Source organism: Treponema sp. R80B11-R83G3, from assembly GCF_054786115.1.
Genome location: NZ_BDHF01000606.1, coordinates 1 through 12111, shown reverse-complemented (window position 1 = coordinate 12111; position 12111 = coordinate 1). Strand labels below are relative to the sequence as shown.

At 43.0% G+C, this 12111-nt stretch carries 12 protein-coding genes; 7 read left to right on the top strand and 5 right to left on the bottom strand.

Going from position 1 to position 12111, the window contains the following annotated elements; all coding sequences use genetic code 11:
- Positions 1-1284: 1284 nt before the first annotated feature.
- A complete protein-coding gene (locus ACYVRH_RS15480) occupies positions 1285-1485 on the top strand; it encodes a hypothetical protein (RefSeq protein WP_461257739.1) in 201 nt (66 codons plus the stop codon).
- Positions 1486-2538: 1053 nt separating this feature from the next.
- Here ACYVRH_RS15480 and ACYVRH_RS15475 read toward each other — a convergent pair.
- The 3 genes from ACYVRH_RS15475 to ACYVRH_RS15465 all read right to left on the bottom strand — a co-directional run bounded on the left by ACYVRH_RS15475 (position 2539) and on the right by ACYVRH_RS15465 (position 4893).
- On the bottom strand, positions 2539-2793 hold the full coding sequence (locus tag ACYVRH_RS15475; protein WP_461257738.1) for a DUF2442 domain-containing protein: 255 nt from the start codon (positions 2791-2793) through the stop codon (positions 2539-2541).
- Positions 2794-3236: 443 nt separating this feature from the next.
- A complete protein-coding gene (locus tag ACYVRH_RS15470) occupies positions 3237-3650 on the bottom strand; it encodes a hypothetical protein (protein WP_461257737.1) in 414 nt (137 codons plus the stop codon).
- Complete coding sequence (locus tag ACYVRH_RS15465) at positions 3640-4893, bottom strand: RNA ligase (protein ID WP_461257736.1); 1254 nt, start codon at positions 4891-4893, stop codon at positions 3640-3642. Before ACYVRH_RS15465 ends, ACYVRH_RS15470 begins: the two co-directional genes overlap by 11 nt.
- Positions 4894-5010: 117 nt before the next feature.
- Between ACYVRH_RS15465 and rsxC the strand changes: the two genes are divergently transcribed.
- The 6 genes from rsxC to ACYVRH_RS15435 are packed head-to-tail and all read left to right on the top strand — an operon-like array spanning position 5011 to position 9950.
- Entirely contained in the window at positions 5011-6384 is a 1374-nt protein-coding gene (gene rsxC, locus ACYVRH_RS15460) for an electron transport complex subunit RsxC (RefSeq protein ID WP_461257735.1), read from the top strand.
- Entirely contained in the window at positions 6384-7325 is a 942-nt protein-coding gene (locus tag ACYVRH_RS15455; protein ID WP_461257734.1) for an RnfABCDGE type electron transport complex subunit D, read from the top strand. The genes rsxC and ACYVRH_RS15455 overlap by 1 nt, the downstream gene beginning before the upstream one ends.
- The gene (locus ACYVRH_RS15450; RefSeq protein ID WP_461257733.1) at positions 7322-7867 is read left to right on the top strand and encodes an FMN-binding protein; all 546 of its coding nucleotides are present in this window, start codon (positions 7322-7324) and stop codon (positions 7865-7867) included. The genes ACYVRH_RS15455 and ACYVRH_RS15450 overlap by 4 nt, the downstream gene beginning before the upstream one ends.
- A complete protein-coding gene (rsxE, locus tag ACYVRH_RS15445; RefSeq protein WP_461257732.1) occupies positions 7864-8535 on the top strand; it encodes an electron transport complex subunit RsxE in 672 nt (223 codons plus the stop codon). The genes ACYVRH_RS15450 and rsxE overlap by 4 nt, the downstream gene beginning before the upstream one ends.
- Positions 8535-9131 (top strand): electron transport complex protein RnfA, encoded by a 597-nt coding sequence (locus ACYVRH_RS15440; RefSeq protein WP_461257731.1) that lies wholly within the window; start codon positions 8535-8537, stop codon positions 9129-9131. Before rsxE ends, ACYVRH_RS15440 begins: the two co-directional genes overlap by 1 nt.
- Positions 9132-9143: 12 nt before the next feature.
- Positions 9144-9950, top strand: coding sequence for an RnfABCDGE type electron transport complex subunit B (locus tag ACYVRH_RS15435; RefSeq protein ID WP_461257730.1), 807 nt, complete (start codon positions 9144-9146; stop codon positions 9948-9950).
- Here ACYVRH_RS15435 and ACYVRH_RS15430 read toward each other — a convergent pair.
- Both ACYVRH_RS15430 and nrdR read right to left on the bottom strand, forming a co-directional pair.
- A complete protein-coding gene (locus ACYVRH_RS15430) occupies positions 9929-11062 on the bottom strand; it encodes a glycosyltransferase family 4 protein (RefSeq protein WP_461257729.1) in 1134 nt (377 codons plus the stop codon). The genes ACYVRH_RS15435 and ACYVRH_RS15430 overlap by 22 nt on opposite strands.
- Positions 11063-11285: 223 nt before the next feature.
- The gene (gene nrdR, locus ACYVRH_RS15425; RefSeq protein ID WP_461257728.1) at positions 11286-11741 is read right to left on the bottom strand and encodes a transcriptional regulator NrdR; all 456 of its coding nucleotides are present in this window, start codon (positions 11739-11741) and stop codon (positions 11286-11288) included.
- Positions 11742-12111: the final 370 nt, after the last annotated feature.

Here is a 12111-nt window from a genome sequence, read left to right as displayed (position 1 = left end):
CGGCATTTCCCCTCAAATTCCCCTTGACAAATCCCCTCAAAAACCGCAAAATACTCTTAGAGAGACAAGGGGGGGCAATTAATGCACGCCGACAAGGCGTGTGGATGAACCAAATCCAAACGCCCCGGCGCCGAACAGCTTACCCCAGATGAAAAAAATGAGACGAGCTTTAGCTCGTCGTTCGCGCCGCGGTCAGAGGGAGGTATGCTACACTTTTTAGATAAGTAATTAATCGCCATCAAAACCCTTCACTTCCGAAAGCCCGAAGCGGTTCTGTAGTATGGTACTAAGCAACAGTTTTTTGCCAATTATGGCAGTTTTTGTCGGTAATTGTGTATTAATAGCCACTTTTTGTCTCTCTAAGAGTATTTTGCGGTTTTTGAGGGGATTTGTCAAGGGGAATTTGAGGGGAAATGCCGTTTTTTTAAGGTGCGAATGGCTATCACGGCTACGCCGAATAGCGGCAAAAGGCTACGCTTTTTAGCTAAGGAGTTTTGCCAAAGAGAGAACTACAGTATTTACTGTGATGTGCTTATTTAGCGGTACAAGATGTATGCCAAATAAAATCCTTGAGTACAGGGCAATCCGGCTACGCCGGATTGCTTGGGAGTTTTGCCAAAGGGAAAACTACTGTATTTATTGCATTTTTTACTTTGATAAGGCTATATGCTTTTCCATTGTTTTTTGTGTTTGGCAAAACTCCTAAGCTAAAAAAGCCGTAGGCTTTTTTAGCCCTGCGTGCGATGTAAAAACATCTTTCGGGCGTTCCCCGCCGGAGAGACTTTGGAATAAAACAAAGAAAATTCAGAGAATAAGAGTTCGGCGACGTACCCTAGATAAAGCTTTCTACCCACCGCTGTTTAGTCGCCGAAAGGCTCACAGCCAAATAAACGCACGGCGTAGCCGTGTAGATCAATAATGCCGCACGCTGAGAGCACCAATAAATGCCGCAGTCCCCAATAAAAGCAAGGCCGCCTTTAGGTGGCCGCCAGTGCGAAGCGGGCTCTTACGAAGTTTTTACAGCGTGCGCAGCCTGCCCGCCTGTACTGAATAAATGCTTGGGCATACATCGTGTATAGGAGAGGGGGAGCGTGCGTTAGAGCATTGCGTTTTAACCCTTGAAATACATCTACTTTACCGTTATTATATAAAAGTGAGAATCTTCAAAAACAAGTGTTTTCATCAGATAATTTGTCATTTACCGATGAACAGATAAATCAATTAATAAAGAACAAGATGTTTGCGGACTTTCAGTCCGATAGAAATTTTATAGGAGGAAGAAAAATGAAATACGAAAGCGAAATTCTTAAAGAAATGCATCAGGAAGCGTTAGAGATGTATAAACTTGGCGCAATAACAGAAGCCAGAATGCGTGAATATGACGAAATGTGCCTTTCAAACCCTAAATCAAAAAATAAATCTTCCCCTGTTTACGCCAATGATAATTCCGTGAATGTTGAACACATAAGCAAGGCAACTGCTTGATTTTTTTATGGAGAAATTTGGGCTGTCGACACACGGTGTTTAATACCGCTTTTGCCGTGCGATTATTAAAATGCTTATTAGCGCTAGAAGATGTATACCCAATAAATCCTTGAGTACAGGGCAATCCGGCTACGCCGAATAGCGGCTAAAAGGCTACGCTTTTTAGCTAAGGAGTTTTGCCAAAGAGAGAACTACAGTATTTATTGCGTTTTTTGCTTTTGATAATAGTCTATGCTTTTTTATTGTTTCTTGTGTTTGGCAAAACTCCAGGGAAAATTGGAGGAAAATAGGCAATGGAGACGCTTACTGTGGCACTGCCGAAGGGGGGGATTCTTCTTGTTCCTGCCGTTCACGTCTTTTGTTGTCGTATATTCCGTAAATAATGATAGGGATTCCTACAAGGATTGAGACACCTCCAACGATTATAGAGATATACGCTGCAAATTCCATATTACTTCTCCTCAAAAAGGGTTACGATGACAATTCCAACAATTGCACCGCCTATTGAAATTATTGAACCCATGAACAGCAATATTTCGGCGGGAAATTCACCCCTTATTGCCGCTCCCAATACGAGACTGCCAAAACACAGCTTTGTAGCGTCTAAAATCAATTTGCCAATGTTAAACAATAACAACCGTAATTTATTTGGCTTCTTATCTTTTTTCGCTTGTTTTGCTCGCTATTTTAGCATAATGCGGTTAAATGTTGCAAGCTGCTAAAAGGCTACGCCTTTTAGCTTGGGAGTTTTGCCAAAGAGAGAACTACAGTATTTACTGTGATTTTTTGCCTTTGATAAGGCTCTATGCTTTTTTATGTTTTTTGTGTTTGGCAAAACTCCAGACTGTGATGTGCTTATTAGCGTTACAAGATGTATGCCCAATAAAATCCTTGAGTACAAGGCAATCCGGCTACGCCAGATAGCACTACTGTACTGAATAAATTCCTTGGGCATACATCGTGTATAGGAGAGGGGGAGAAGTTTTTTGGGAAGTTTGTCGAAGAAGAATAGGCTAGATTGTTCAATATCTGTAATTTATATTGATATTTATCTTAAGCGACTTTTTGATGTATTTTTATTTGTTCGTACAAGTATTCAGGGGCAAAGTCAACTCCATTATCCCAACATATCGTATCTAACTTGGTTTTAACTACTCTAAATTTGTCTAAATCCAATAGTTCCCTAATAATCTGACGATGGTCGTTTTTTAATTTATCGTAAAAATCTATCACGCCGACTGTACCATCATTAAATTCGATAAGTACTTTGTAATCTTCTTTTAGTTCAGACTTTACAATCCAAATCATATATTCTCCTTACACCAACGGTTCAATTCCGGCATATTTCTATAATAACTATTATAATTATTATTATCAAGTGGAGTTAAAATGCTAATTACCGCTAGAAGATGTATGCCCAATAAAATTCTTGAGTACAGTCAGGGCAGGTTGCGCACGCTGTAAAAACATCTTTCGGGGTTCCCCGCCGGAGATACTTTGAAATAAAACAAAGAAAATTCAGAGAAAAAACGTCTGAAGTTTTGCCAAACACAAGACATTATATAAAAGCATATAGTCTTTCCAAAGTAAAAAAACAAAAAAAACCTGTGTTTTTCTCTTTGGCAAAACTTCTAAGCTAAAAAAGCCGTAGGCTTTTTTAGCCCTGTACTGAATAAATTCCTTGGGCATATATCGTATAGAATAAGTTCGTAATGTTCGTGTTAGTTAGTGATAAAAAACTCCTATAATTATCAAGAACAAAGAAAATCCGCCCTTTTCATAAATTCATTCGAAAGCCTCTTCTCCCATTTAATGGAAAAACTGACAGGAGCCTGCGATTCTTTAAATTCTTTCAGTATCGCGCGAATCCCGTTGATATTCGGGTTTCGCGTAACGTTTGCCATATTTCCGTTTACCTTCGCCATAATCGCCTGAGAGTCGGTAACAAGAATATAGTTACCCGGATTATCTTTAGCGTATTTGACGGCGCGGAAAATTCCTTCGGATTCGGTGTCGTCGTTGCTGGTGGAAGCGGAAATCCCGAAAAAGCCGGACTCTTCAAAAATTATTTTATTATCTTTAACAACCACATAAGCCCATTTTTCAAGACCGCCGTCGGTGTAGATGTAAATATATTTATTGGAACCGCAGGCTTTACCCTTCAAAATCGCTCCCCTGCCCTACGCTCTCCATTGCCGGCATCCAGTAGCTTCTTAATTCTTTGTACTCGATCTTGTTAAAATCATGCTCAATATCGCCGTTTTCCTTGACCGTTTCAAAAAGAAAACTGGAAAACGGTTTGTATTTTCCCATGACAATTAGCGCATAACGCTTTTTCGCCCCTTTTGGGTCGCCGGGAAAATCATTTTTACAGGTTTGGTAAAAAATCTCCGCTCTCTTGCAAAGCGCGTTTACTTTATGCCTGAAATCTACCCATTCCGCTATAATTTCATCGGCACGCTTTTTAATTTCAGGCCACGCTGCAAGCGCGTCGTCAATCCATTCTTCTTTGATCGCCGTAAACAGTTTTTCATCGGAAAAATGATCTTCCCCTTTTAGAGAAGAAAGACTGCGGTAATGTTCGGATTTTATTTTTATTCTGTTAAAATTCCCATCCTGTACCACAACGCCTTCGCGGTCGTTAGTGTCAATGGCTTTACAGTGCGAAACGACATCATCAATGTTTTTTAACTGATAAATTTTTGGAGTGTCAAAAGTAAGGGTAAAATTTTTTACCGCCCATTCTGGAGTATGTTCCGTACCCTGCGGATCGCGGCAACCTAGAAGAGTCAGTTTTGTTTCATGGTAGGGAACAATTATTTTATTGTAGGGGGATGTCAGCTCAAACATAAAAGTCCACAACTGCGGCAGACGCTTTATTTCGTCCTCATGACCGCGCAGGGCGTAATCGCGTAAAGAGGCAAAAGTATGCGGCGGCGGCAAGTTTTCATCGTTTTCAACCGGATAAAACTCAGGCACTTCCGTGTCAATTTCAAAACTGCCGTTAGTGGTCCACAAATCGCGCTCATTGGGAAACCCCTCGCACTCAGTAACTTTTATCAGCTTGATAAGGGAACCGTCAAGTTTTTCGCGCACATACAAACCGTTTATCCAGTCGATAGGGTCGGCTCCCGCTTCTCCATAATTCGCAAATTTAAAAAACGGCATAAGCAGGGGGCGGACTGCCCCGTCTTCACGAATATCGTAGACAGAGCCTCGGCAACAGCGGACAATCGGATTGGTAAAATCAGACTCGAACTGGCTGTATTTGAACATATAAAGGTTAGGACAAACCGGATGCTGTTTGGTTTTTATCGCATAGGGCGGTTTTGCCAATTCATCCTGAAAATTTGAAATATTCTTTTTTATAAAGTTGGTTAAATAATCCCAACTGTCATATTGTCCCATTTTTTCTTCCTCTATTAGAATAGCTATTTTATTTTGATTCCGTCAACAATGCCGGTTTCCCCTCTTTAACAAAATTTTAAAATATGCTATTATGCCTATAATATTTAAGGAGACACTATGAAAAAGCTGGGCGGCGTATGGACGCCCCACCATAAAATCACGGCAAACATCGCGCCGCAAGCTCTACCCGTACCTTCGGAAGTTAAGCTGCCAATGTCCATGCACTCGGGAGCGCCGGCAAAACCAGTTGTCGCCGTGGGAGATTATGTAAAAGTAGGGCAGGTTATCGGCGAAGCCGTCGGCTTTGTTTCATCGCCCGTTCATGCCAGCGTCTCAGGAACTGTAAAAAGCATCGACAGCCTTGACGTTATTACCGGCGAGAAAGCCGTATCAATCACAATTGCTTCGGACGGAAAGCAGGAACTTTGGGAAGGTATCGCGCCGCCTAAAGTTACCAACCTTGCCGAGTTTCTGGAGGCCGTTAGAAACAGCGGCGTAGTCGGTCTTGGAGGAGCGGGCTATCCTACCGCGCCGAAGTTTACGTTAAAAGAAAGCGTTAAGCTTGATTATATACTGGTTAACGGCGCGGAGTGCGAACCTTACATCACTTCCGATACAAGAACAATGGTAGACGATACCGATATGCTCTGGGAAGGCGTTCTGCTTATGAAAGAATACCTTAAACCTAAAAACATAATTGTATGCATCGAAAAAAATAAACCTAAGCCGATAGAAAAAATTAGAGCACTTTGCGAAAGCAAAGCACTTTGCGAAGGCAAGGAGGGAATATCAGTTCAGGTACTGCCCACTTTATACCCTCAAGGTGAAAGAAAAGTGCTGGTTTACAATGTAACCGGAAGAATTGTTCCAGAAGGCGGACGGCTTCCCGACGTAGGGTGCATCGTAGTAAACTGTACGACTGTCGCGGTATTTACAAAGTACATAAAAACGGGAATCCCCCTTGTTTCAAGGTGCGTAACCGTTGACGGGCCGGCGGTAAAAAAGCCCTGCAACATTATCGCCCCAATCGGCTCCCCTGTCCGCGATTTACTTGATTTTTGCGATAAACAACTTTCCGATGAAAAACATAAACTGCTTTCAGGCGGACAACTCAATGACAATGTAAAAAAAATAACCTTGGGTGGCCCGATGATGGGGCTTGCGATTCCCAGTATTGATATTCCAATTGTAAAAATTACAAACGCTGTTTTAGCTTACACGGCAAAAACCGCGTTGCCTCCAGAACCTACGCCATGCATTAAATGCGGACGATGCCTGTCAAGGTGTCCCATGAGCCTTATGCCTCCTAATATTGAGAACGCCTACGAGCTTAAAAAACCCGAACTGCTTAAAAAATTCAAAGTTAATATGTGCGCCGAATGCGCCTGTTGCGCTTATACGTGCCCCGCAAAAAGGCCGCTTGTGCAGGTAATGATTCTCGCGAAAGATATGCTGTACAATTATGAAAAAGCGAAAAAGGAGGCAAAATAATGGAACCTGTCAATTTGATTGTTTCACCCGCGCCTCATATACGTTATAAAGCGACGACAAACCGCATAATGCTCGACGTTATTATCGCGCTTCTTCCCGCGTTTGTTTTAGCGGTGTGGATATTTGGCCCCCGCGCCGCCCTTATAACCGCAGTCTGCGTACTGTCCTGCGTTTTTTTTGAATGGGCTTTTGAAAAACTTTTAAAAAGAAAAAATACGATAAACGATTTATCGGCCGTAGTAACAGGAACATTACTTGCTTACAATTTGCCCGTAACAATTCCCGTTTGGCAGGCAATTTTTGGAAGTTTTATCGCGATTGTTCTTGTCAAACAGCTTTACGGCGGACTTGGAAAAAATTTCGCAAACCCGGCAATAACCGCGCGCGTCGTAATGTTCCTAGCGTTTCCGGTAACGATGACGACATGGATAGAGCCATTCGTGTGGAAAACTTCAACTGATCTTATTACCGGCCCCACCCCTCTCGCGCTTCTTTTTAAAGGCCAGGCCGACGGCTTAAACACGCTGGATCTCTTTTTGGGATTCCACGGCGGCTCTTTTGGAGAGGTAAGCGAAGCTGCCCTCTTGCTTGGCGGTTTATATCTTTTATTCCGCAGAGTTATTACATGGCACGCGCCATTATCATTCATCGCCGTTGTATTCGCGCTGACGGCGTTAGCCGGAGTGAATCCCGTGCATCATATTTTTTCAGGCGGCTTATTTATAGGCGCGATATTCATGGCTACGGATTATGTCACTACCCCGCAGACAAATTTAGGACGCGCCATTTTTGGCGCGGGTTGCGGCATACTAACCGTATTAATCCGTCTTTTCGGAAGTTATCCCGAGGGAGTGTCTTACTCAATACTTATCATGAACACGCTTGTTCCGTTTATTAACAAAATCACTTACAAAAAAGCGCTTGGAGGTTTAAAGTCATGAACAAAAACTTAATTCAACCAATAATAATTCTCGCGCTTATTTGCCTCTTTGTATCGGGCGCTTTGTCAATTGTAAACGGCAAAACAAGCCCAGTTATTCAAAAAGCAGCGGATGAGCGCGCGGCTGCTGCGAGGAAGGAAGTAATCCCGCAGGCAAGCGGATTTGAACTGTTAAACATTGACAATTTGCGCGGCAAAAACGGCATACCGTCAACAATTACGGAAATTTACAAAACTACAAATAATATAGGTTATATTTTTATGATAACTTCCCAAGGTTACGGCGGCGATATAAAACTTATTTGCGGAATCGATCCTCAGGGAATAATAATAAAAACTTCCGCGCTTAATTATCAGACAGAAACAAAAGGAATAGCGACTCCCGTTTTTGAAGATCAGCATGAAAGCCAGTATATCGGCAAGGATAAAAATCTAAACGGCATTATCGCCATCTCGGGCGCGACCATTTCGTCTACCGCCTACAAAAGAGGCATACGCGACGCGTTCACGGCGTTTGATATTATAATGAGGGAAAAATTATGAATAAAAGAGTCTCTGTCCTGTTAAACGGAATAATAAAAGAAAATCCCGTGTTGGTGCTTATACTCGGTATATGCCCCACGCTCGCGGTTTCTACGCTGGCGGAAAACGCCATTGGAATGGGGCTTGCGACCACTTTTGTCCTTCTCGGCTCAAATGTCGCCGTTTCCGTTTTAAGAAAAGCGATTCCCGATAAAGTGCGCATCCCCTGCTACATTGTTTTTATCGCCGGATTTACAACGATTGTAAAAATGGTTGTCGAGGCTTACGCTTATAACCTGTATGAGGCGTTAGGGATTTTTCTTCCTCTTATCACAGTCAACTGCATAGTCTTGGGAAGGGCTGAAATGTTCGCGAATAAAAACAGCGTCTTAGATTCAACCCTCGACGCGATAGGCATGGGAGCGGGCTTTACCCTGGCGTTATTCGCAATGGCATCGATACGCGAAATATTCGGAAACGGAACATGGTACGGCATTGAACTGCCCGTGCTTGTCAACAACAACATCGCAGCCTTTTCAATCGCGCCGGGCGGATTTGTCGTATTCGGGCTTTTAATAGCTTTTGTCAATAAAATTTCAAATGGTAAGGCTATTAAAAAAGGCGATTTTAGCTGTGATAACTGCCCTTCTGCGGCGGCTTGCGGCAAACTGCTTACAGGGAGTAAATAATGGATTTTAGAATTTTTGTTACAATACTGATGAGCGCGGTTCTTGTAAACAACTATGTTCTGCGCCAATTTTTAGGGATTTGCCCGTTTCTTGGCGTTTCAAAAGAACTGAAAAACGCCATAGGCATGAGCGTCGCGGTAATATTCGTCATGCTCCTCGCGACCGCCGTCACATGGCCGATACAAAAACATCTTCTTGACAAAAACGATCTTAGCTACCTGCAAACTATCGTCTTTATACTCGTTATCGCCTCCCTTGTACAGCTTGTGGAAATCACTCTAAAAAAATTCGTGCCGTCCCTGCACAAGGCGCTTGGAGTTTACCTTCCCCTCATCACGACAAACTGCGCCGTATTGGGAGTGACAATTTTAAATATCAACAAGGGGTACACATATACTGAGTCCCTTGTAAACGCTCTTGGCACGGGGCTTGGGTTCTTCCTTGGCATGGTAATTTTCTCCGGTATTCGGGAATATACGGAAAACGCCGATCCTCCCGAATCTTTTAAAGGGCTTCCGCTTACGCTTATATCCGCGGCGATATTATCTTTTTCGTTTTTTGGATTTAATGGCGTAATAGAAAATTTATTTAAGTAACAGGGTTTGTATATGAATATGATTTTAATTGCGATAATTTCAGTAACAGCTATCGGCGGAATTTGCGGCATTATTCTCGCCGTCGCGTCAAAACTCATGTATGTAAAAGTTGACGAGCGCGTTATTCAGCTTCAGGAAATTTTACCCGGCGCAAACTGCGGCGCGTGCGGTTATCCAGGCTGTTCAGGTTACGCGCAGGCTCTCTCTGACGGAAAAGCCGCTATCAATCTTTGCACGCCGGGCGGAACGGGAGTTTTAACTAAAATAAGCGCGATTCTCGGAGTTGAAGCGGGCAATATAGAAAGAAAGAGCGCCGTTATTCATTGTATAGGTTCCGCTCCATTTAGAATTAAAAAGATGGAATACAAAGGAGTGCAAACCTGCGTCGCGGCTAAACAGTTTTTTGGCGGACATACCGCTTGCACATTCGGATGCCTTGGTTACGGCGACTGTAAATTCGCGTGTCCAAGCAACGCGATTTGCGTAGAAGACAGGCTTGCCCGCGTAATTCCAAGCCTTTGCACGGGTTGCGGCCTTTGCGTGAAAACTTGCCCCAATAAATTAATCTGGATAGAAAACTCAAATATACCCGTGATTCTCGCGTGCAATAACATTGAAAAAGGCGCCGTAACCAGAAGAAAATGTAAAACAGGCTGTATCGCCTGCGGCAAATGCGTAAGGGAATGTAAGGATAACGCCCTAGTTATCATAGATAATCACGCGAAGATTGATTATTCAAAATGCACGGGGTGCGGCCATTGCGCGGAAGTTTGCGTCTCAAAAAATATAATTAAAAATCATTTGCCGGCAGTTTCGTAAATTATCTGCAATGTTCTTCCTACGCACTTCTCCCATGAAAAGGCTTGCGCCCTTTCAAGGCCAAGCCGTCTGCATTCGTTGTAAATATTGCGGTCGGTGCTTACAGTAACCATTCTGTCCGCCATGTCTTCCACGCTTAAAGGATCAAAATAAAGCGCGGCGTGTTCGGCGGTTTCAGGCAGAGACGCTGCGCGGGCGCATAATACCGGCACTCCGCAGGCCATCGCTTCCACCACGCCCATGCCAAAACCTTCGTACATGGACGGATAAACGGCGAAATCAGCGCCGGCGTAAAGTTCAGGCAGGCTTTTTGGCGGAAAATGCCCGGTAAAGAAAATATCGCTTCTCCACGGAGAAGAAGCGGCGGCTTCTTTTACAAGAGCGGCGTTGTTGCTGTCGACGCCCGCCAATACAAGCCTGTGCGGAAATTTTGTTTTTTCCTTAAAAATGTTAAAAGCGTTTATCAGGCGGATATGGTTTTTAATAGGATGATCAATGCGCGACACGCAAAGCACATAAGGCCGCTTAAAACTGAACGGTTGAATTAAAAGAACGCTCTCCTCGTTTCTCTGACGGGGATAAAACGATTCGTGATCAATTCCGTTTGGAACTACTTCTATTCTGTTTTCTTTTACATGCGCCAATTCAACCAATTCTTTTTTTACAAATTCGCTTACGGCGATAATTCTGTCCAATCTGCGCAAAGAATTTGGAAATATCATTCTTAAAAACACGCCAAGATGAACCCTTGTTTTGCGGCTGCCGTAATAAGCCGCCATATCGTGAACGGCGCCTATTGTCGGACACGGCGATTTATACGGAAGATGGCGGTGGGCGGCGGCAAAAAAACAGGCGTCAAATTTACGGTTCAAGGCAAATTTCGGGTATCTGTAAACATGCCATAATGAATTCGCCGTTCTTCCGTGAATCGAGCATTGCGGAATAAATTCAAAATTCGGCGCTACTTCACTATACGTATACCTGTCATATTCCCAGCCAAAAAGCTCAAAAAGAGCTTCTGACGGTTTTATGCGTTTTAAAAATTGGGTTAAATACATACCCACTCCGGACTTGCCGCCGTCACAGGCAAAAGTATCCAGCCCTATTTTCATTCAGTTCCTCCGGGGGCGTTATGCAAATAAACGCTATCTTATCATATCATAATTCTTAAAATGTGTCAGTTAAAAAAAGACCGCATAAAAGCTTTATGCTCTTATGCGGTCTTAAGAAAAACCCCTTCAAAACGAAGGGTGCTGCCGGTTTTTCCTGTTACTTATAATAAAAGTTCCATTATAAGGCAGGTTCCCCCCAAAAACCGGCAACAAAACCTCAAGGTTATTCGCCAACTTGCTTTATTTCTTCAATAAACTCCTCTAAATCATTAAAAGACTTATAAACCGAGGCAAAACGGATATATGCCACCTTGTCCAACGCTCCAAGCTTCTTTAAAACCAATTCTCCGATGACCGAACTTGAAATTTCACGGCTTCCCTTGCTTATAATTGCCGTCTCATCCTCAATTTCATTCACAAGATTCTCAATTTGCATCTGAGAAAACGGTCTTTTTTGCAACGCCCGTACCACTCCCCGCTCCAATTTTTCCCTATCAAAAGGCTCTCTCCTTAAATCCTTCTTGATTACCATGAACTGTCTTTCATCTATTTTTTCGTAACTTGTAAAACGGTAATTGCAGTTGATACACTCCCTGCGCCTGCGCACGGCATCCCCATTCGCCAAAGTCCGTGATTCAATTACCCTGTCCTCAACAGTCCCGCAATGGGGGCAACGCATATAGTGTCTCCTGCTTAAAGCTTTACGCTATATATAGTACCATATATATAGCGTACTTGTCAATAGGTGGTACACTATATTTTGTGTACTTTATTCGAAAATATTTCTCACAAAGAACACGAAGGAAGAGAAGAACACAAAGAGGAATTAGGGGTTTTTGTCCGTTATCTTATCGTGAAACTCACGTATAGCCTTCGGACAAAAACCCCCTTTCCCCCTTTGTGATCTTTGTACCTTTGTGTTCTTCTATAAAAAGTCAACCCCCAAAATGATCCTTAGCCCGCTTTTTCATTTCTTTTTCTGGCAACGCCAGTTTTTTTGATAACTTCCTTTTCAACGCGGTTTACCGCCGCCGGTTTTGTCTTCTCCG